Annotated in this window: 14 protein-coding genes; 9 read left to right on the top strand and 5 right to left on the bottom strand. The window is 36.4% G+C overall.

What is annotated here, in order from left to right:
* Positions 1-155: 155 nt before the first annotated feature.
* Genes AAC073_RS23985 through AAC073_RS23965 form a run of 5 tightly spaced genes read left to right on the top strand, consistent with a single transcriptional unit; the run spans position 156 to position 7696 of the window.
* Positions 156-3230 (top strand): DEAD/DEAH box helicase family protein, encoded by a 3075-nt coding sequence (locus AAC073_RS23985; RefSeq protein ID WP_339926325.1) that lies wholly within the window; start codon positions 156-158, stop codon positions 3228-3230.
* Positions 3231-3284: 54 nt separating this feature from the next.
* Positions 3285-4907 carry a class I SAM-dependent DNA methyltransferase gene (locus AAC073_RS23980; RefSeq protein ID WP_339926324.1) on the top strand — a complete coding sequence of 541 codons (1623 nt, stop codon included), beginning with the start codon at positions 3285-3287 and terminating at the stop codon, positions 4905-4907.
* The gene (locus AAC073_RS23975; RefSeq protein ID WP_339926323.1) at positions 4900-6177 is read left to right on the top strand and encodes a restriction endonuclease subunit S; all 1278 of its coding nucleotides are present in this window, start codon (positions 4900-4902) and stop codon (positions 6175-6177) included. Before AAC073_RS23980 ends, AAC073_RS23975 begins: the two co-directional genes overlap by 8 nt.
* Before the next feature lie 17 nt (positions 6178-6194).
* Complete coding sequence (locus AAC073_RS23970; protein ID WP_339926322.1) at positions 6195-7160, top strand: hypothetical protein; 966 nt, start codon at positions 6195-6197, stop codon at positions 7158-7160.
* Positions 7157-7696, top strand: a complete 540-nt coding sequence (locus AAC073_RS23965; RefSeq protein ID WP_339926321.1) for a hypothetical protein — start codon at positions 7157-7159, stop codon at positions 7694-7696. Before AAC073_RS23970 ends, AAC073_RS23965 begins: the two co-directional genes overlap by 4 nt.
* 480 nt (positions 7697-8176) lie before the next feature.
* Here AAC073_RS23965 and AAC073_RS23960 read toward each other — a convergent pair whose 3' ends face one another.
* The 4 genes from AAC073_RS23960 to AAC073_RS23945 form a co-directional block, all read right to left on the bottom strand.
* A complete protein-coding gene (locus AAC073_RS23960) occupies positions 8177-11440 on the bottom strand; it encodes a T9SS type A sorting domain-containing protein (RefSeq protein ID WP_339926320.1) in 3264 nt (1087 codons plus the stop codon).
* Positions 11441-12136: 696 nt separating this feature from the next.
* Positions 12137-13270 (bottom strand): sialidase family protein, encoded by a 1134-nt coding sequence (locus AAC073_RS23955; protein ID WP_339926319.1) that lies wholly within the window; start codon positions 13268-13270, stop codon positions 12137-12139.
* Between the two features lie 55 nt (positions 13271-13325).
* Positions 13326-14975, bottom strand: coding sequence for a DUF4038 domain-containing protein (locus tag AAC073_RS23950; protein ID WP_339926318.1), 1650 nt, complete (start codon positions 14973-14975; stop codon positions 13326-13328).
* Between the two features lie 334 nt (positions 14976-15309).
* Complete coding sequence (locus tag AAC073_RS23945; RefSeq protein ID WP_339926317.1) at positions 15310-16206, bottom strand: alkaline phosphatase; 897 nt, start codon at positions 16204-16206, stop codon at positions 15310-15312.
* Between the two features lie 593 nt (positions 16207-16799).
* Between AAC073_RS23945 and AAC073_RS23940 the strand changes: the two genes are divergently transcribed.
* A complete protein-coding gene (locus AAC073_RS23940) occupies positions 16800-17957 on the top strand; it encodes a hypothetical protein (protein ID WP_339926316.1) in 1158 nt (385 codons plus the stop codon).
* A gap of 1057 nt (positions 17958-19014) precedes the next feature.
* On the opposite strand, the gene AAC073_RS23935 is transcribed toward AAC073_RS23940, so the two are convergent.
* Positions 19015-20193, bottom strand: a complete 1179-nt coding sequence (locus AAC073_RS23935) for a sialidase family protein (protein WP_339926315.1) — start codon at positions 20191-20193, stop codon at positions 19015-19017.
* A 756-nt stretch (positions 20194-20949) separates the two neighbouring features.
* On the opposite strand from AAC073_RS23935, the gene AAC073_RS23930 reads away from it, so the two are divergent.
* The 3 genes from AAC073_RS23930 (at position 20950) to AAC073_RS23920 (ending at position 23289) form a co-directional block, all read left to right on the top strand.
* Positions 20950-22107: an alcohol dehydrogenase catalytic domain-containing protein gene (locus AAC073_RS23930; protein ID WP_339926314.1), complete on the top strand. Its 1158-nt coding sequence runs from the start codon at positions 20950-20952 to the stop codon at positions 22105-22107.
* Between the two features lie 191 nt (positions 22108-22298).
* The gene (locus AAC073_RS23925) at positions 22299-22808 is read left to right on the top strand and encodes a DUF6789 family protein (RefSeq protein ID WP_339926313.1); all 510 of its coding nucleotides are present in this window, start codon (positions 22299-22301) and stop codon (positions 22806-22808) included.
* Positions 22809-22953: 145 nt separating this feature from the next.
* The gene (locus tag AAC073_RS23920; protein WP_339926312.1) at positions 22954-23289 is read left to right on the top strand and encodes a hypothetical protein; all 336 of its coding nucleotides are present in this window, start codon (positions 22954-22956) and stop codon (positions 23287-23289) included.
* Positions 23290-23415 lie beyond the last annotated feature (126 nt).

Raw genomic sequence — 23415 nt, 5'->3', positions numbered from 1 at the left:
GATGAAAAAATTTAAGTTTTAAATACCCATTTTTATTATGCTCGTCGAAATTATGAAACAAAAACCTTTCATCTCCTATACATATCTTTTTATATAAAAGAATTTTTCCTTCTGGTTCAAACTAATATCTTTAGAGTGTATTTTTAAACAGAAAAATGATTTTTAATGAAGACTCAAGAGTAAAGATCCCAGCAATTGTGCATCTCACACGGCTAGGATATACTTATTTACCTTTGAAAAATGTCAAACTGGATAAACATACCAATATATTCATTGATATTTTTAAGGGAAAAGTAGCTCAATTAAATCTTGAATTATCCCCAAATGATGTAGATATATTCTATGAAGAGATTTCTATTTGTTTGGAAAACGAAGATTTAGGAAGAGCTTTCTTTGAGAAATTAATTGAACGCTCAGGGAAAAGACTGATTGATTTTGAAGATTTTGGTAACAATGATTTTCATGTGGTTACCGAATTGAAATATCAAAAAGATGATGAAGAATTTAGACCAGATTTGACGATTTTGATCAATGGCATGCCCTTATTTTTTATTGAGGTCAAAAAACCAAATAATTTGGAGGGAATTCAAGCCGAAGTGAAACGAATGACGACACGTTTTACTAATAAGAAATTCAGGAAGTTTGCCAATATCACTCAACTCATGGTCTTTTCAAATAACATGGAATATGATGATGAGGCCATCTCTCCCATCCAAGGAGCATTCTATGCCACTCCTGCTTATGGTAAAATGCATTTTAATTATTTCCGTGAAGAAGAAAAAGCTTTTGAACTTCATGTTCATGTAAAGCCAATTGATAGGGAAATAGAGTTGGATATCCTTCGGGACAACAATGTGGTAGGTATTAAAGACTCTCCTGAATACCAATCAAACCTTCTTGCAACTTCACCAACGCATAGGTTGCTTTCTTCCTTATTTGAAAAGAGTAGAGTGGAATTTTTACTTCGCTATGCAATTGCTTATGTCAAGGAGGAAAAAGGCTTGCAGAAACACATCATGCGCTATCCACAGCTTTTTGCTACCAAGGCGCTGGAGAGGAAATTAAATGAAGGCATAAGAAAAGGGATTATCTGGCATACTCAGGGTTCAGGTAAAACAGCCTTGGCGTATTATAATGTTAAATTTCTTACAGAATACTTTCAGAAAAAAACTATTGTTGCAAAGTTCTATTTTATCGTGGATCGATTGGATTTGTTGATTCAAGCAGCACGTGAATTCAAAGCAAGAGGTCTTGTAGTCCATGAGATTGATTCTAGAGAGGATTTTGCCAGAGATATTAAATCAACTGCTGCAATACACAACAATTCAGGTAAAGCAGAAATTACGGTAGTCAATATTCAGAAATTCAAGGATGATCCAGATGTTACTAGAAAGTCTGATTATCAATTAAGTATTCAGCGAGTTTTCTTCTTAGATGAAGTGCACAGAAGTTATAATCCAAAAGGAAGCTTCTTGGCCAACCTAAAGGAAGCAGATCCTGATTCAATTAAAATAGGATTAACCGGAACACCCTTATTGGGATCTGACTACAATTCTAGAGCCCTATTTGGTGACTATATTCATAAGTACTACTATAATGCTTCGATCAAGGATGGTTATACCTTACGCTTAATTCGAGAAGAAATTTCTACGCAATATAAAGCCCAGTTTCAAAAAATCCTGGAAGAAATAAAAGTATTAAAAGGCTCTTCTCAAAAGAAACACCTCTTTGCACATCGCAAATTCGTAGAGCCTATGTTGGAATACATTGTTGATGATTTTCAAAGATCACGAGCACGAATGGATGATTCAAGTATTGGTGGAATGGTCGTGTGTAATTCTTCGGAACAGGCAAAGATGCTTTTCGAAGTGTTTCAGGAAAATTACGCCAATGTAGAATTAACAGAATTTCTTTTTGCTGCAGATAAGCAGCAATCCATTACTATAAGTAAAAGACAACAAGATTGCAAAGTCAAATCAGCAGCCTTAATTCTACATGATGTAGGAACCAAGCAAGACCGTAAAGATCAAGTTGAGGCTTTCAAAGAAGGAAAAATTGATTTCCTCTTTGTTTACAACATGCTTTTAACAGGCTTTGATGCCAAACGCTTAAAAAAACTCTATGTTGGAAGAAAGGTGAAATCTCACAACCTATTACAAATGCTTACCCGTGTGAATCGTACGTACAAAGAGTTCCGATACGGCTATGTGGTTGATTTTGTAAATATCAAGGATGAGTTTGATGCAGCCAACAAAGCATATTTCGCAGAGCTGCAATCGGAATTGGGCGATGAAATGATTCATTATTCCAACCTGTTTAAATCTGCAGAAGAAATAAAAGAAGAGATAGAGGAAATCAAGGAAGTTTTGTTTCCATTCGACACCCTGAATATGGAAACCTTCTCCAAGCAAATCTCCCAGATCAATGATCGTAAAGAAATGCAGGAGATCGTAAAAGTGCTTCAAAATGCGAAAGTCCTTTATAACCTTATTCGACTTGAAGGTTATTATGATTTGCTTGAAAAAGTTGATTTCCAAAAGCTGGGAAGCTTAGGCAGAGAAGCAGAACATCGACTTGCTTTGATTAACCAAAAAGAAGTTTTAGAATCTGATTTAGACAGTACCAGCTTATTGAATATTGCCTTAGAAGAAGTTTTTTTCGCTTTTACCAAAGTAAAAGAGGAAGAAATGGTCTTGGCAGATGCATTAAAGAACACGCTTCAGAAAACTCGGGAAATGCTCGGAGGTAATTTTGATCCGAAAGATCCGGTGTTCATCAGCTTGAAAGAACAATTGGAACTCTTATTCAAAAAGCAGAAGTTAACTGAGGTGACAGCTGAAGATATGACGGTTAATATGAAACAGCTCGATAGTATTTACCAGAAAGCAAAAAAACTAGAATATGAAAATCAACTTATTCGTGCGAAGTATGCCAACGATGCTAAATTTGCCAGACTCCACAAGCGTCTTATGGAAAAGGATCCTCTGACAGAAAAGGACTCGAAACTATTTGAGGCTATGAGTGACCTCAAGCTAGCAATAGATGGCGAACTTGAAAAAAGCACCCGACTACTGGAACAGGAAAACTACTCCAAGCAAAAGATAAATCGACTGGTTATTGAACAATTACTAACCAAGCACCAACTACCAATCACAGCTGAAAAAGCACGGTTTCTGGGAAATTTGGTCTTTTCTGAATACTTGAATGAGTATCAGGGAAGAGTAGCTTAGCGGTTCATTCATATGCAGTAAAAAAATTAAAAATAGAATACACAATAGATTATAATGACTGAAAATCACCTGTTTGAAAGTAAAACAAAACTCTTAATCGATGGACTGAAAAGTACCTGCGCCAATTATGGTTTGGGAAATGACGGCAACGAATTCAAGATTATTACCCAAGTATTTCTATACAAGTTCCTTAACGATAAATTCATTTATGAACTTAAAAAGCTCAAACCAAATCTGGCTAATGCTGAAAACCTGGATGAAGCGATTCGTATGATTCCGGAGGCAGAATATGAGCTTTTGATGCTCCAGCTCAATGAAGGCACAGCTCGATTGCAGCCGGAGCAATTTATCTCTCAGCTTTATCAGCGTCAGTCCGAACCCAAGTTTGCTGAGATTTTTGATAATACCCTATTGGCTATAGCAAAAGAGAACAGCGATATCTTCTCCGTGGTCACCGAGGAAGGTGAGAAAATCGTCCTCTTTGAAAATATTTCTAAATACATCACAGACAAGCGGGATGATTTCTGCAAATCCATTATCAATAAATTGGTCAACTTCAGTTTTGAAGAAATCTTTAAAGAGAAGTTTGACTTCTTCGCCACGATCTTCGAGTACCTGATCAAAGACTACAATACCAACGCAGGCGGCAAATATGCCGAGTATTTCACTCCTCATGCCGTCTCCAAGATTATGGCTCGCTGTCTTGTCCAAGGCAAAGTGAGTAATGTCTCCTGCTACGATCCCTCAGCAGGTTCGGGTACCCTACTGATGAACCTGGCGCATCAGATCGGAGAAGATCGCTGCATGATCTATTCTCAGGATATATCACAGAAATCCTCCAGCCTACTACGATTAAACCTGATCCTGAATAATCTGGTACACTCTATTCCCAATATTGTCAAAGGGAATACTATTCTAGAGCCTTACCATAAGGAAGCCAATGGGGAGCTTAAGAAGTTTGATTACATCGTATCCAATCCACCTTTCAAGCTAGACTTCTCCGACTTTGTATCAGACCTGGATACGAAGCAGAACAATGAACGCTTCTTTGCTGGTATCCCAAAAGTCCCAGCCAAGAAAAAGGAATCCATGGCGATCTACCTGATGTTTCTTCAACATATCATGTATTCCCTCTCTCCTACAGGAAAAGCTGCCATTGTAGTGCCCACCGGTTTTATCACTGCACAAAGTGGCATTGAAAAAAAGATTCGTCAGCGTATGGTTGCTGAAAAGATGCTAGCCGGAGTAGTATCTATGCCTAGTAATATCTTCGCCACTACAGGCACCAATGTATCCGTAATCTTCTTGGATAAGCAAAACAAAGCTGATGTAATCCTAATCGATGCTTCTAATCTAGGAACGACTGTGAAGGAAGGGAAAAACCAAAAGAACTTACTCTCCATAGCCGAAGAAGATCGAATCATCGCCACTTTTTCTGAAAAGAAAGCCGAGGAAGATTTCTCAGTTCTGGTAAGCTATGATGAGATAGAAGCTAAAAACTACAGTCTTAGCGCAGGACAATACTTTGAGGTTAAAATTGAATATTCGGATATATCCGTTCAGGAGTTTGAAGAAAAACTAAATAAATATAAATCTAATCTCAATTCACTTTTTGAGGAATCTAAAATATTGGAATCAGAAATCCATAATCATTTAGAAAATATTAAATATGACTGATTTCAGACTTGTTAAATTGGGTGAAGTTGCAAAGTTTAGAAATGGTTTAAATTTCCAAAAATCAAGCAACGGTCAAAAAATAAAAATTGTAGGTGTATCAGATTTTAAAAATAGATTAACCCCTAATTATGAAGAATTAGAAGAAATTCAAGTCGATGGGAAGTTACATATTGAAGATTACCTTAATTATGGAGATATTGTTTTTGTTAGGTCTAACGGAAACAAGGCACTAGTAGCTAGAAGTCTTTTTATTGATAAGAATGAAAATTTATCATTTTCTGGATTTTGTATAAAAGCTAGGATAATTGACGAGAAAATACTCCTAAGAAAGTATTTTCTGTATTTCACTAAAACTAGTCAATTTAAGTATGCGGTATCAAAAGGTGCAATTGGCACTAATATCAATAATTTGAATCAAGGCATTTTATATGATGTAAAAGTTCTAACACCAAGTATTAATACTCAACAATTAATTGTTAAACTCCTATCTGACCTTGACTCAAAAATCGAACTCAATAATAAAATAAATGCGGAGCTAGAAGGAATGGCGAAGTTGATTTATAAGTATTGGTTTGTACAGTTTGACTTCCCCTTTGACTTCGCTCAGGGCAAGCTAGCAGATGAAAGTTCGGACCCCAAAGATGTCAAACCCTACAAATCCTCCGGCGGAAAAATGGTCTGGAATAAGGAGTTGAAAAGAGAGATTCCGGAGGGGTGGGAAGTGAAGGAGTTGAAAGATATAGCTTCAATAACTATGGGCCAATCACCTCCAGGTGAATCCTACAACGAAAACTCCGAAGGAACTGTATTTTTCCAAGGTTGTACAGACTTTGGGAATAGATTTCCGACTATTAGAAAATTCACTACTATGCCAACAAGATTTGCGAATGAAGGAGATCTACTTCTAAGTATAAGAGCACCTGTTGGTGCAATAAATATTGCAAAAGAACACTGTTGTATTGGTAGAGGGCTTGCAGCGTTAGGTGCAAAAAATGGGCAGAAAACATTTCTATTCGGCGTAATGCAAAATCTGAAACAAATCTTCGACAGAAGAAATGTTGATGGAACCACATTTGGAGCAATTACCAAAGACGATTTATTCTCAATCAAAGTAGTAAGGCCTGAAAAATCAATAATAGACCACTTTCATAAACTCACAATTACGAGTTTTAAAAAGCAAAATAAATGTGAGTTTGAAAATATTCAGCTATCTACTCTTCGGGATTGGCTATTGCCAATGCTGATGAATGGTCAGGTGAAAATTAATTAGAACCTAAATAATAAAATATGAATTTAAAATTAGCTATTTACACTATAGATGTAAAACATAAGCATAAAAAGGATAAAGTAAATTTTGAAAATGCATTTAAGACCATATCCGTAAACACATTAACTAAGGAAGAATATTATAAGGATTTTATAACAAAATATATTCAGTCTTTTGATGGGAAATTCACAAGTTCTGATGAAAATTCAAAATCAATAACAACCGATAATTTAGAATTTATAGTTAGCGAAAATCTGATTTATGGAATGATAAAAGGAGGAACAACAAATGTTGAAATAGATATTTTTGAATCGAAAAATAGTGGGACACCAGTTGGCAAGATAAGTCGAAATCAAATTGCAGCCCAACCATATTTCTTCTTACTTTACACTCCTTACGATAAATCATATGGAGTTTTAATGATTCAATACTATTCAATTGCTTCGGTAACAACTTCCTTCAAAAAAAACTTGCATGACTTTTTCAGAAAACATGAGTTAACTTTATCCATGTATCCATTTGTTACTGAAAAACAAAAGAAATCTTTTCTTAAAAAAAGTGTTATCAATAAGATTTCTCTCTCAAAGGTCGTTCGAGACAATGCTGTTAGAAGTAAATTTAATCCATTGATTATTGAAGAGGATTCTTATGAGGTTGTTATTGAGTTTAGAAAAATTAAACAAAACCCAGAGAAAATAATTGAAAGAATAAAGGATTCGGTTTTAAATAATAAAAAAATCATAGGTGCAGACTTATCTGATTTTGGAATTCAGGACAATAGTAATCTCAATTTAAAGGTTTTCTATGAAAATGAAGATGGTAAGAAGTCTCATTCCTCTATGAAAAATGACTTTGAAATTTTACCGACAATTGACTTACCAGATAGTCTAAAAGAAAAATTAAAAGATAGTCCTAATCTTTTGAGAACGAAAGAACATTGTTTCGAATTACTTAAAACAGTAAAAGAAGAGATTTTGAAAAAATGAATGAAAACTTCCACATATCTGAAATAATATCTGATGGTTTCAAGACAATAGAAAATAGCGGAAAGAGATTTCTTGTTTTAATTCTAACTCCAATTATAATAGGAATAACTATATCAATATATAAAGACATAGAAGTAAACAAAGATTATATTAATATTATCATTAGTAGTCTATCTATTTTTACAGGCTTCTTTTTTACTTTAATTGTTTATGTTGCTGATAAAGCAGCGAATAAAAAAAATGAATATAGAGACAAAAAAAATGAAGAAGACATAAGATTTATTAATACTTATCTAGATTTTATTGAGAAGTTAATCTCTCAAATAAGTTACTCTATAATTCTTTCAGTAATTATTATTTGTATCTCATTAGTTTCTCAGTTAGAATTACCTTGTTTAATTGACGGAAAATATTGCCATCACTTTGATTTATTAATTACATCTATCGTAATAAGCTTAATTTTTCATTTCCTTATTTATTTGCTGCTTATAATTAGTAATATGTACGCATTATTTCTGGAAGAAATAAAAAGATAACAGTTAAGAGCAAAAATATCTTTGATTTAATAGGCATTCTACAGAAAATATTGCCCCCTGTATTTGATGACCACAATTTTTGAAAATGAATATGGTGAACAGCGCCCATTTACTACCGATGAAAATCGGCAATGGCTGGAACAACAAAGGATAAGATTCATTTAAATACATTAATCCTAAATGAACTAATACACCTGCTTCCCAACAATAAAAACATCACCATTACAGGGGTATTATGTAATCTAAAACTAAAACCTAAACAGCACACCTAATTTCTTTAATCAATTGGTTCTAAAAGCTTTAATACCTTCCAGGTTTCACTCGCCTAATTTTAATACCCCGCTTATGATCAATAAAACCTGGAAGGTTTGCGGATTTAAAGGAACAATTAACAATTATATCATTTACAATTATCCAAAAAACCCTCCCAATCCTTACCATCTGTAAGCCAGAAAAGGTTGCCTTATTTTATTTCAAACTTTAATTCCTAATAATTTTCACCCCTAATTTATCAGAATCTGTTACTACCCACAAATAATAAATTCCAGGCGGTAGTGAAGCTACAGAAACGATGGTTTCATCTTCAGTCTGTTTCCAATTGACATTGGAACTTTTCCCCATTAAATCCACAACCATAATTTCTGAAATATTGCTAGGCTTGTTAAGTATTATGGAAATAGCGTCATAAGAAGGGTTGGGGAAAAATTCGAAAGAAAAATTTATTTCTTCAGGAGGCAAAGTTTCCTCAGGGGCGGGTGTTTCTTCAGGTGGTGTTATTTCCTCAGGAATACTATTTATTAATATAAATCCAACATCACTTATTTCACTTTCATTACCCTCTCGATCAAAAACTTTTAACCAGTAATATCGTGGACCATTTTCCAATTTCCCAGGATCTACAAAATTCTTTGTATAGGAATGGCCGATTCTTATGGCCGTGGAAAAATCATCAGATGAACTCCAAAAAATATAATACCCTACCAAATCTGGTTCTACGTTTGCTTTCCACCTAAGTGTTAAAGTTCCAAATCTAATATTAGCTGAAATAGGATGTGGTTTAGCAGGAGGATAATTTAAAGGAGAACCCATTACAGCTTTGGAAAATTCACTCCGTTTCCCTGAAATATCTTCTGTGATTACCCAATAATAATAGGTCTCACTGTAAGCTATATTGTAGTCTATATACGTAGGCTGATTAGTTCTACTTATCAGAGTGGCAGTGTTTTTATCTGATTTGGTGCTGCGATAAATCAAATACTGTTTCAAAAATGCATTATTGCTCTCATCCCAATTCAATTGTATAAACTTATCCCCTTCAGTTTTTGTCAGACTTTTAGGAGCCGTAGGGGCATCTTTAAATATTAAATTTACGGTAAGAAGAACGGTGGAATCTATGTTAGATTTATAAGTATGTGAAAATCGTCCACCATTTTTAATAAATTCTCCTCCAAAAGCAATGCTGTCACCTGAATATAAATCAGCATTTTGGTGATATATTTTAGACCCAAATGGAATGGAAGATTTATCATAAAATCCTTTAACCAATAAATCCTTTCCATATTTTGTGTAGGCAGAACTTCCCCAAGTAGCAAAAATCTGCTTAGAGGAATTATAAGAAACCTCAGGTTGGTGAAAAGTAAGAAATGAATTGACCCGAATAATTTCACCATCTTTTTCACCATTGGCCTTAAATTTTTGGATTTCAATTGGCCTTGAGTTCGATTTTTTAAATATGACGCAAAAATCTCCATTGTAATTGACTCCCAATCTGGGTAATCTCAATCCATCAACATTGGTAAATACTATCTCATCGCCAATTTCTGTTCCATTTTCATCAAACCTTTTAACTGCGGTTTTAGAAGAAAATGTCCATGCCAAGAGGATTTGATCATTATTGTTTATATTTATATCCAAGCCACCATTTGCCCCAAGTCGATTTTCATTCATCGATTTACTTAATACCTCAAAATTTTCATTATATACCATGATTGAAAGGTCATAGTATCCACTTCTAGAGGCTATTACAATTTTTCCATTGTCATTTATTGATACCTTTGAATCGTTTAGATAGTTGAAGTCTGGAACCGTCCGACAACATCCTTCTATGCTTTTTTCACCACTATCAAACCCATCTGCTTTTATTAAACGTGCATTTAAGTAACTATTTCCATGGTACCAGATAATAACAAAATCCCCCCTTTTATTGGCACTTATTTTTGGAAAAAAACTATTTCGAGGTACGCCATATTCCAAAACTTGATTTATAGTAAACTTCTCTGTAAGCGGCACACCATTTATGTCAAACTTTTGTGCATATATATTGGGACTGTTTTCCTCCCTCCAAAGAATCATAAAATTTCCAGCACTATCAATGGCCGCTTCCAAGTTACCTATTGCTGTGTTTGCCTTGATTTCAACTAGCTTAACATCTAAGACCTTATTGAACAAAGAATCATATTTTTGAGCAAAAATCGCATTATTTTCACCTTTATAATTATTCCAAATCACTAAATGATTATTATTTGTACTTAGCGTTTTAGAATATTCAGCTTGCTGTCTAAAAGAAGTATTAACTATTATATCTTCAGTCTGTTTATTGGATTTAAACAATGTTTTCTGAAGGTAAATATGATTACCTTCTGTACCGTTCACGGCATAAATGATAGAACCATGGTCATCATTGCTAAGTTTTACATCTATTGATGCTATACTTTTCTCACCAGTATCATCCCACATTTCAAGGGGTTCATAAACTTGTTGACCGGAATTCTCTAAATAATAAACTTTGACTTTTCCTGATTTACTTTTGCTTCCTGCGAATACTTTACCCTGCTTATTTTGAGAAACCTGTATCAATAAAGAGGGTTCTTCATCCAAATGAAAATCAGATTGAGAACCATTGAAATTAGAAAAAAAAGACAAATAGGTGCCATCCGGATGATAATTTGAAAAAGAAGCCAGGGAAAAAGAAATTACAGTTTTCATTTCCCCATAATCCATATCGAAAGCAGCCATACAACAACTTCTTAATCCCAGTTCTCTATAATTTAAAACTTCACTTTCTTTATTTACGAACGTTACACTTCCACTTGGACTAGCACTTGTATGAGTCCGAAAGGATGCAATAGCCAAATAGCTACTATCCGTAAGTTCAATAGGAAAAGTATGCGGAGATAGGGCACCTACATACCAACTATTTATTAACTCTCCCTCTTTATTCTTTTCTTTATTAAAAAACTGGGATTTAATTTCATTTCCTGAAAACCAAGAAATAATAAATTCATCTTGAGCATTTTTGGATATATTTACGGAACCTTTTGAGGCTATTGTAAGCTTTTGAGGTTCATCAAAAGGGGTTCCTTGGGGATTAAAGACTTGATAATATACGATATACTCTGTAGGCTTTTCTACATGACTCCATACCACAATGGAATTTCCCCCTTTATCTACTGCAATATCAAAATCAGACCTCCAGTTATATTTAAACGGAACAGAAGCAATCTTGAATTTTCTCCCAATCGGTATCCCCTTGGGAGAAAAGGATTGTGCATATATATTGGTAGAGGTGTCCGTTTTAGTTTGCCAACCTAAGGAAAATTCTTCATTAGGATTATAGTCAAAAGCTACTTTCATTATCTCCTCTCCATACACACTTGCAAGACGAATAGAATCTTTTTTGTAAATTTGAGCATTAGCAGAAATGGTAAAAAAGAGTAAAACAATTGGAAAAAAAAGTCCTTTCATAAAAATCTGTTATGTATAAAATAATCAAGTATTGATTTTACATTTATTCGTAAAATTTCGAATAGAATAAAATCAAAATATTTATTAATTACCTACAGCAAATATAAGTCAAAACACCCACAAATATACACTTATTTGTATTTTAAATACAATAAAAGTTTATTAATAGTTTTGTTTAAAGTTATCCATCAGTGTTTAGAAATTTCAGATGAATAATTTTTAATACACTATACTATTCTCTACTTTAAAAAATTCGACCCTCTCTCAGTACCAAATAGGTCAACTTAGAATGTATGCTCACATGGCATAAGTAACATTCAAAAAAAAACGCTTAGGTGATCGACATTAAATCTTAAAAATAATCCCCCAATAAAAAATAATAGGGATAAAAGTTTCAAATAATTGATTTAGTTCCTATTGAAGTTAATAAAGGCAATAATGCGGACAAAATCATTTTATTTTTAATTACTAATCCGACAGCTCATCCCCAAAAAAAAATCTCACCTTACATGGTTCTTCTTTAATTTAAAAATCAACACTTAAATTCCGCAGCCAACTTCTTTAATCAATTGGTTCTAAATGCGTTAAAACCTTCCAGGTTTCACTCGCCTAACTTAAACCGCAGGCTGAATATCAACAAAACCTGGAAGGTTTCCGGATTTAATTTAAAAATTAACAATTAACAATTAATAATTATCAATTGTCCAAAAACTCCTCCATATCCTTACCATCCATAAGCCAGGCAAGGTTGAAAATGGCCATTTTACCGGAATAACCCTTAGGGTCTTGGCCTTCTCCTTCAAAGAATAGGTAAATCAATCCTTCGCTTGGAGTACCGGCTCTTCCGGCGGTCATGGAAGAATAGGCAAACTTGCCTTCTTCTACTAACTTATGGACAGGCCAGGTTTTGCCACCATCGAAGCTGGCCCAGACGGTGCCGTGATTTCTGCCTTCACTGGACACTATATTGCTGTAAAGCAAGACATCATGCCCTTCAATTGGCAGTCTAATTAAGCCTGCCATCAAGCCATAATCGCCACTCTGGTCTCCATCAGGCAGTACCTCACTGACATATAGGCCTTCCCAGGTTTCTCCTCCATCTTTACTGTGCGCAATATGTCGCATTCTTGGATTTAAACCATCAGTAGACAAGTGCCTGCGGGAATTGTAATAAATTGTTCCATCAGAAAGTTCTGTCAGCGTAGCTTCACCTGTTCCATTGGCAGGAAACGGGGTGCTTGTGTGCCAGGTTTTTCCTCCATCATCAGAATATATGGCGTTGGTGTAGTGGTTGGGCCAAAACTCCTTGTTATTGCCCCCACCATAATAACGTGTGGGCCGAATCAATCTGCCTTTCTTTTCTCCAAATTGAAGTGTTATGCCATGTTCATTCATGTGCATAGAAGGTGTATTGCCCATATTATCCGGCATCAATGTGGTCTCTTCTGCTGCCCAAGTTTTTCCATTGTCCTTGCTCCTGTACATTTTATAGGGCGAAATGGGATGCCCTTCTTCTACAAAAGTCAAAATATCCCCATCGCTTTCATCTACAATCACTCCTCCCCCTTGGAATCCGGGTTCAGCCAATTTAATTATTGGTCCCCAAGTTTTTCCACCATCTTCACTCCTTCGCACCTGGTAACTTTTATTTCCCCAAGTGGCAACAATCGATCCGTCTTTGGCCGTCACCACATTGGGAAATCGCTCCCCTTCAAAAATTTCTTTCACTTCAAAAAAAGCTTCCTTTTCATTCCAAAACTCATTGGTAGATTTTGAGGATGTACAGGCTCCTATACCCAACAGTAAGGCTAAAAAAACGATTGGTATCATTATAATTATATATTAAGTGTTCAACATTTCACAAGTAAGGAGAGCAAAAGATTACTCAAATTTTTTCTTTTTTACCAACTAGCAACACCCAAGGTTCTTTGTCAGGAGCAGTAAAGGTCTGAACTTTCTCAGATACTTTGGCTTCCTCCAAAAATGCACCGGTTTTGGGGTTAAACCAGCTATAGGGTAAATCAGTTGTCAACTCGCTTAAGGTGATCTCTCCACCTTCGTTGAGATAACTCACATAAAACTCACTTGCCTTGGCCAAACATGGCTTCCCTCCTGCTAAGTCAGATCGTTTTTCCATATCTGTAAATCGCATTCCTTCAAAGGCACAAGCTACAAAGCCTACATAACGGCTACCTTCAAGCTCTAAAGCTTCTTTCCAAGAAACCTCTGAATTTGCCCATTCGGCCCATCCTTCTTCATCTGCACTTACCTTCCATTGCCACATTCCTCCGGCACCATATACCACGCCCATGGTTCCACCGGACATCAGCTGCATCCAAGCTTCTTCCCCTTGCCACCAACCGGCACCATTTTCCGCGTCTCTGATACCTTCATAAGTAGGTTCCCCATTGGCTACAGCTTTGGTAGGTTTGTTTTCGTACATTAGCTCCACTTTATTGTAAATATTCTTGGCAGTATGTCCTGTTTGCGCCCATTGAAAATCCAACCATTCGGCTGCTTGATGGGCTTTATTGTAATGAACTTTATAGGTCTCCGGATCAGCCCAATTGGGGATAAAATCATCAAAAGGATTGTAGTGTATCCCGGTAGGCTGTTGGTAAGCGTCCCAAGCTTCAACGGCTTCGCCACCTTCTTTAACACCTACTTCTCTCCCCATTCCATCGGCACCTACCAACCACATGGCCGGGCGGGCCCCATAGCGTGCCACGAGGTATTTGCAATAACGGGCATATTCCTGTGGGTCCACATTCTTGCCTAGGACCTCTTTGCCTTTCCAACCAAAACCATGGAAAACCGGCTGATACACCGGTACAATTTCATGGGATACGAGTATTCCCATTAGACTGTCCAAGTATTGAAAATATTTGTTGTTGATTTGGTTGATATGTCCATCAGATAAATCCGCAAAAGCCACAGCAAAGCCTTGATCTGTATCCCGGGCATTGGGACCAACAGCTTTTTGGTCCGGTTGCAAGGTCATAAGCAAGGCAGTATTGAAGCGATCTTGCGCATATATCGCTGTATTGGTGTAAGTAGACCGCCAAGGCATGGCCCAAGGAGTGTCTCCTACCACAATAAAAGGGGTTCCATCGGCATGGACCACATTTCGTTTGCCTTCAGACATCTTTAATAAACCATGCTTCAATAATTTATTATCTCCCGTATAGGGTACACTTTTAAGCATTCCTTCTTGTCCATGTAAACCGCTGTCCGAAGCATCAGAAGCAACTGTTTTCCAGTGCCAATCTCCTTCTGCTACAGGAGAGGCAAAACGGACTTTCCATGTTTGTTCCCCATCCCAGAATGCAGGGCGGCGTAGTTTTTTTCCATCAGGACCTACGAACTCCGCATACATTTCTACATCCGTATAGGGATTGTTAAAGGTATTGAAAGCAGTAAAAACCAGCTCTATTTCTTGCCATTGTTGTGCCTCAATGGCTTCTTTTTCCGACTGAGAGGTATCACAACTAAAGAGAAAATTACTAATGACAAAGAGAGCAAAGACAATTCTCATGGGCTTAAATTTTTATTATTGAGTGGACAGTAATTGGTGAACTGTCTACAGTTAAGTTTAATGGTTAACTAAATCTTAGCAAAAGGTAAAACCAACAGTAAGATCTGCGAAATACAAATAAACAGAAATTGCTCCTATTTAATCAATGCTTTCCAAAAAATTTGGTGATTTGATAAGAATTGGGAATTTTAGTTTAATTTAATCCTAATGCAAGCACAAATAATCCACAGAAACCTTTGTTGCAAAAAAAGCCGGATTAGATAAAATCCGGCCTTCGGTTGGGTCATTTTGGACTATAAACTTGGCAACTATCCCTAATATAGGAAAGCAAAAATCATTTAATGCTTTCCAACACCGGTTTTCCTCTCCATACCTGTTGCATTTCCAAACCAAATATCCAGGCAATGGTTGCCGCTGTATCATAAGTCATGATCAGGTCCGAAATCTCATGGTTCTTTTTTATACCTCTACCTTCAATGAGCCAAGGAATATATACTTCTTCGGGACTCTTTCCTCCATGCCCTTTTCCGGTTCCTCCATGGTCTGAAGACAGCATAAAGATGGTTTCATCAGCAATGCCCGCCTCTTCAATGGCTCGGTAAATAAGCCCAATTCTTTTGTCCACATTTTTGAGTTCTTCATAGTATTCCGGTGTATCATGCCCAATCCCATGCCCTACTCCATCAGGCTGATCCAGATGGATAAACATAAAATTAGGTTTTTCATTGACAATTACTTCCACAGCTTTTTCCGTACACAGATCATCTCCATTTACATGAGTGACGATATCTATGGCATCCTTTTCCAGCAAGTATTCAATACCACCCCAACTGAAAATTGCAGCTGTTTTGGCTTTGGGCATCTGTTCTCTGATCAAGCCAAATATGGAAGGGTAAATCCCATAATTACCAATTTTCGCTGATGGAATCTCCGGCGTTTTGCTTCCCCATTCAGTATATCCATGGGCGGTAGGTCCTGAAGCCATTAACATAGAAGCCCAATTTACGGCACTTGATGATGGCAAAACCGTTCTGGCTTTCAGGCTATAACTTCCTGAATCCATGATTCTTTTTAAATTGGGCATTTCTGCTTTGGGGATGGCATAAGAACCTAAGCCATCCAAACCCAAAAGTACCACATGTTTTACTTTTTTCACTTGGGCATGCAGCGCACCGGTACTCAGTAATATTGCAGGAAATAGCAACATTATGGTTAATTTTTTACAATTCATTTTTTTGCTTTTTTATTATTAATTGATTCAAAACAATATTACTTATCAGCAGGTAAATCTTTCCATTTTAAGGGTTTTCTCAAAAAAATTTTATGGTAAGCCTACTTTCAATTATCCTATCAAGCTTCAAAACTACCAAATACTTATAAAGTAAAAGCTCCATTCATCCCATTGTCAGCCTGTTTTCAGTTCTCATACAAAAGTTATCCTTACCATATATCTTTAAATAGCAACTCACTCTCCCATTGACCCTTGTTTAACAAACTTGACTTAAATTAAATAGAGGTTTATTGGCTCCACAGTAGTTCAATCAAGAATATCAGTAAGTGCTTGATCTTATATAAATTGCTCTATTTATCCAGTCTATCCTTTAATAATTTTTCAATACTATGGCATGCAAATCACTCTGGATTCCCCTAAGTCCATAACAATATATCTCTAGCCTATTAAAATAAATGGTATATTTATTTTCAATTATTCTATTCGTTTTGATCCCATTTATTCAAAAAATACCGCCCAAAATGAAGGCAATGGGCTTATTTCCCAGAAATGAAGAAAAGTCAACAAATCACTGAAACAGATTACCAATACCAATGAAAAAAACATTACTATTCTCCTTCTTTTATATTTTGATACAGGGGAACACTCAGGGGCAGGAAGTTAAAATGCCAAGCCATTGGCCCGATGCTTTCTTTTCAGGAGACCAAGGGAAAATGCATGTACAAGGCATGGCTTTAGATAAGGAAAATGGATTTATTTATCTTTCTTTTACCAATAAACTGGTCAAAATGGACCTTTCAGGCCACATGGTAGGAAGCGTAGGCGGATTTATGGGTCACCTGGGCGATTTGGATTTCAACGAAGAAGATGGTAAAATCTACGGTTCTTTGGAGTATAAAAATGATGCTATAGGTAAAGGGATCAAAAAGACTTTAGGAAAAGAAGAGAGTACGGGTGTGAACGGATTCTATATAGCCATTTTTGATGGGGCCAAAATTGTACGGTCCGATATGGATGCCGAAACAGAGGACCTATTGCGTACTGTTTATTTATCAGAGGTGGTACAAGATTATGAAGCTAAAGTAAATGTAGCTGGTAAAATCATGCCTCACCGCTTTGCCTGTTCAGGCATCGATGGACTTACCTTTGCTCCTACTATAGGAAGTTCTAATCTGAATAAGAAGTATCTATATGTTGCCTATGGTATTTATGGGGATGTAGATAGGGATGACAATGACCATCAGGTAATTTTAAAGTATGATGTCAGCAATTGGGATAAATATCAAAAGCAGCTATCCCAAGATAACCTGCATACCTCAGGTCCTAAAAAACCATTAGAAAAATATTTTTTGAAAACCGGCAATACCCGTTATGGTATCCAAAATTTAGCCTATGATTCACATACGGGGAATTTGTTTGCGGCGGTGTATAAGGGATCCAAAACCCAATTTCCGAATTATGATTTATTCGTTATTGATGGCCATAAAAAGCCTAGAAGAAGCCAAATTCCTTCCGATAATAAAAAAATAAATGTCAAGACCTTGTCTTTGTTGCAAGCTGGGCCTAAGGATTCTGATACAGGTATTCGTGGTTGGCATTTTAAATGGGGAGCGACAGGTATACAGTCCTTGGGTGATGGTTTGTTTTATATATCCCACAATGAAAAAGACGATAATGGATTACAGCGGACCACCTTGTATAAATACAGATGGGTTGGCGATTCCCAAAATGCATTTATCAGAGAAAATTGAATTCCGATTTCAAATGAAGATTTTGTCAGCATTGTTGCAAAAAAAAGGGCAACAATACCGACAAAATCAAGTGACATTTGATTTCCTATCCGGTGGCTGACTCCACCGGCTATAATCATGTCACCCCTGCCGGGGTTTTCGGTTGTCATAAAGGTTAATATATGGTTTCGGTAAAGGACTTTACCGTTGTAATTTTGTCAGCATTGTTGCAAAAAAGGCAACAATACCGCCAAAATCAATGAAGGTTGAATTATCAATCCGGTGGCTCATGCCACCGGCTACAAAAATATCACCCCTAAAGGGGTTTTCGGTTATCGTAAAGATCAAATTTTTGTTTTAAAAGGGAGATTTGCAAGATGGTCTAATTGGCTAGATAGCTTTAGGTGTGTCATTAAATCTCGACAAAGAAACTCTTTTATGACAGCATATTATGTCAGGTATTTTCGGCCTTCAAAGCTTATGGTTTTTGGAGATGCATGGAGGGCGTTAAAAAAATGAGTTAGCTCCAATAAGGAGATCCACTCATTTTTAGCCCGGAATTCAGCGCCAAAAATCAAATGATGGATACGTTAATGATCAATTTTCCCTAAACCTAATCCATCATTTGAAATAAGATTTGACAGCCTTGACCTTTTTGGTTCGTTTTTGGGTCAAGCCAAAAATGAACAATGAATATAAAGTAAAATACCCCAGTCACGTAAAATTGAGATCGTAAGTTTAATTCAATTTTAGAAGAAAACGTTCATCACCGAGATTTTGTCAGCATTGTTGCGGAAATGGCAACAATACCGCCAAAATCAATTATCACCTACTTCCCTAATCCGGTAGCTCACGCCACCGGCTACAAAAATATCACCCCTAAAGGGGTTCTTTGTAGGCACATAATTAATAGGAGCTTCGATAAACCCAAACCAATTTATCGTTAAAATAAGTCTATCCCCTCCCTGAAATACCAAACTTGTCCTGGCTTATAAAACCAAAAAAACCGTGGATTTTCACCCACGGTTAATTAAACCTATTGCTACTTTCAACCCTATAAGTGTTTAAATAGAGTACTTTACTTTAATTTTCTAAACTTCTTGATTTTATGAAAGGTAAGAAAATTGGCATCATGATTATTGTGCGCTCCTCCCACTCCGTCGTCATAGGCAGTTCTAGATAAGAAAAGAATGTCTTTTCCGTTAAACAGCCAGTCAACATACTGAAAACCATGCTTTTTTACGTCTTCATGTTGTAATAAGATTTTCTTTTGTTCCCAATTGATCAAATCTGGAGAAGAAAAAAGTGCTTGAGTATTTCTTATGCTAGCAGGATTCGTACTGTCAAGGGATTTTTTCACTTCTTCAGGAATAACATTGGCGATGGTCCAGTACAAGTCACTTTCCTCATCATACCGAATGGTAAATTTCTTACTTCCTCCCGGAAAGGCAATAAAACCTGTGGATGGATCAAAAGTAGCTGTTTTGCCATCAGCACTTATCTTTACTCTGGCAGCTTTTTCTTCCAATGTAGATCGGTCATCCACGCGCAACATGTCCCAAATTTGTCCCTCTTTGTCTACGACTGCATTGCCTTCCAACCAGCCTCCAAAGTTACCATCCAAGTAGGTGGAATCATAATACAAAATATTGCTACTTGTCCAACTATCAGCTTGCAATAAATCCGCATCAACAGGTGCTGAAAGCATAAATGCCCCATATCTTTTGCCCCATTTTTTGATAGGCCCCATGGCACTTTCCATGCCTCTCCATAGTCGGCCATTGTGTTCTATAATTGCCATTGGCGCACAGTGGTACTCCCCTTCAAGGATTAAGCCATTGGTACCATCTGTTGGTTCCGTCCAGGTTTTTCCACCATCATCTGAATGCCTGATAAGTGTATTTCCATGGTGCCTGTCAAAGCCTATCAAGTAAAGTTCTCCTTGATTCACAAAAAGTTTGGACCAAAATGCCCCATCAATTTCAGCAATTTCCTCCCAGGATTTTCCCTTATTACTTGAGGTGAAGATTTTGGAGGTTGCCCTTACATGCTCATTTGACTCAGGTCCAAAAAAATCATGGGAAGCCACATAATCTCCATTGGGTAAAATGGCCAAGCTTGGAGATCCAATGTACTTGCCGGAGGAGGCAGGGCTATAGGCTACGACAGTTCCCGGAACCTTAGAATCATCAAATTCCTGGGCTGACAAGCCGAAACTGAAAAAAAAGAGGGTAATAAAAGTTGCTACTATTTTCATTTGGTTATTTTGTTTGAATATTATTTCAATGAAATTTTAGGGTGGATGTGAACAATTAGACTTTAAGTTCTTCTTTCTCCACTACCTGACCTTCATGAGATACCTAGCAAAGAGATCAATTGTGCTTTGCATTGATTGAATATTTGATCAAGTTTGCCATTGACACTTTGTAAGTCGTCATTTCAGAAAATCATAACTTACTGATTTCTCAATCTTAAATCGGTCAGAAATATTTCGTTTTTTAAAAGTAATAATTATGCTTTTAACATAAAGAAAGAAATGGTTGCCATCCTATCAAGCCAAAGCCAAATATACTTACTGTTTCTATCACTGTCCACTTTATACAACACCAATAATTAAAAGATTAACCGGTAAATACAACTAATTTTTGATAGGCTTAATTTTTTAAGCAAAAATCAGAGAGCCTTACCTGCTCTGCAGTTAAATGGGCTATGTATAATCGGCCTCTTCCCCTCGAGCAAGTAAGTGTTCCAATGCAACTGGCTATCCGATTTCTATGCCCTAAATATGATGAAAGTGTATAGTTATGGTATAGTAAGGTAAGAATTTTATATGGCTTCATGAATGTGTGCTTTTTTGGATAAATGTTTAATGGAAATAAATAATGGCTTATTTAATTTATGTTTTTTATCGTTATATGCTAATAAACAACAATCATTTCAAATAAATAAATTTTTGGGATTCGAATAATCAAATTAATAACCAACTAATTTTACCATACAAAACCAACTAAACATGAAAGCTGCAGTTTTTCACAAACCGGGTCAAATTCAAGTAGATAATGTAGACGATCCTGGTCTTATAGACCCAACAGATGTTATCTTAAAAGTTACTTCTACGGCCATATGTGGTTCTGACCTTCACATTTTAAGTGGTGCTGTACCCCAGGCGGGTAATATGATCATGGGCCATGAATTTATGGGTATAGTGGAGGAAGTAGGAAAAGGAGTCAAAAAGCTTAAAAAAGGTGACCGTGTGGTAGTCCCATTTCCGCTTTCATGTGGTCATTGCTTTTTCTGTAATCATGGCGCTTCGCCTCATTGTGAACAGTCTAATTATAAAAACTATGGCCCTAATGGTAATCTTACCGATCAGAAAGGAGGAGCATTGTTTGGTTATACCGATTTGTACGGGGGCTATTCAGGAGGTCAGGCGGAATATGTGAGAGTACCATATGCCGATATCAGCCCACGTATTGTTCCCGATGAGCTGAGTGATGATCAAGCCCTGTTTCTAACCGATATATTCCCTACTGGCTGGTCCGCAATCGATTGGGCACAACTTAAAGGAGGAGAAACAGTAGCGATTTTCGGCTCGGGACCGGTGGGATTAATGGCACAGAAAGCTGCATGGGTCAATGGTGCTGGACGAGTCATTGCAATTGACCCCCTAGAGTATAGGCTTAAAAAAGCAAGTGATGTAAATCACGTTACGACGCTCAACCCACATGATGTAGAAGTGGTAGAAGCCATTCGAGGAATGACTGAAGGCAGAGGTGCCGATGTTTGTGTGGATGCTGTTGGTTTTGAGCCAGAAAGGACCATGATGGACAAATTTAAGGCCACTATCAATTTTGAAAAAGGCAGTATGAAAGTACTGGACATGGCTTTTAGGGCAGTAAGAAGAGGAGGCACAGTAAGTATAGTCGGCGTATATGGGTCTACTTATGACAATTATCCACTTCACAGGGTTTTTGATAAAGCCATTACCATCAAGCAAGGTCAGGCACCTGTACTAAATTATATAGATAAACTCATTACCCTTGTTGAGGAAAATAAAGTAGTATTAGATGATATTATTTCACATACGCTTCCTCTTTCCGAAGCATCAAAAGGCTATGAGATATTTGATAAAAAAGAAGACGACTGTGTGAAAGTGGTTTTAAAACCATAAAAATTCCTAATAATGCCTTATGTACAATAATTTATATGCATTGGGAATGGTCAAAACATTAAGGGTGATTTATTAGCGTCTTTCAAATAAGGTATTGCAGGTTCATGGAAGGTTAAGGCTAGTACTTAACCTTCTATTCCAAGACAATTTTTTTTACTAAAATCGCATTAAAACAAAAACCTATCATTAATATGGATATTAAACATTTTCTAATCACCCTGTTGTCAGGGATAGCCGGTACCATCGCCATGACTTTGGTGATGTATTTATACAGTGCACTAACCAATCGTTTCACTAAAGTCATCCATGTATTGGGAAGCATGATCTCAGGAGAAAAAAATTGCTTTGCGCCTCAGAAAAAGGCTTTATTCCTGGGTACTTTGGCACATTTTGGAGTGGGTATTATTTTCTCGTTTTCTTATTTCCTATTGTGGAATTGGGGAATATTTGATATTAACCTGCAAGATGCTGTATTAATAGGAGCTGCAAGTGGACTTGTGGCTGTCATTGTATGGAAAACTTACCTCAGTCTTTATAGTCAGCCTCCAAAGCTATCACAGCTACACTATTTTATTGCATTGTTCTTGGCCCATATCGTTTTTGGGATAGTTAGCGTTAATGTCTTTCAACTCATCACAGACAATCCTGAATTTTGGTATCAATTGCAAGACAAGGCAAGCCTCAGGTCTGGAATAAACTAAAAGCAAATGTTAATTTCTTCATCCACCATTAGATGGGGTCTTACCATACCACCATTACTTTCAGGTTAAAAAAGGATAAACAAACAGATTATGGATTTAATTCTGGCCTTGGATATGTTAGATAAAACCTTTAAATGATATAAACATGAGTTATTTGTATATAGTTATAATCTCAATTTTAATAGTCTCCGCACTAATGGCAGTGTTATTGGCCAATTCTAAAACCAGTATTGACTTCCATTTAGCTGGTAATAAATTAACCATTTTGCACCCCTTTAAAAAAGAAGTTATTAATTTGGATACGGAACTAAATAGCTGGAATTTTCAAAAAATCAACACCCTCTGGCGTGGGAAATTTTATTCTATTAACCTGAAACTAAATTCTGGAAAATGGACTAAAGTCTATTCCAGATCCCGTTCTGGGAATATGGAAATGCTCATTAATTACCTGCAAACCAAAGCAGTTGATAAAGAAAGCTAAATGCCTACAGCACGTATAAAACAACCAGTGTATATAAGCTTACAGAGCTTCTAGAAAAAAGAGGATATAAGTTAATTGAATAAGGCGCTTTTTAAATGGTATAAATAGGGCTATATTGCTAGTAAA

The sequence above is a fragment of the uncultured Cyclobacterium sp. genome, assembly GCF_963977555.1.
Classification (GTDB): Bacteria; Bacteroidota; Bacteroidia; order Cytophagales; family Cyclobacteriaceae; genus Cyclobacterium.
The sequence above is the reverse complement of the archived record's forward strand: the minus strand, read 5'-3'. Positions and strand labels throughout refer to the sequence as shown.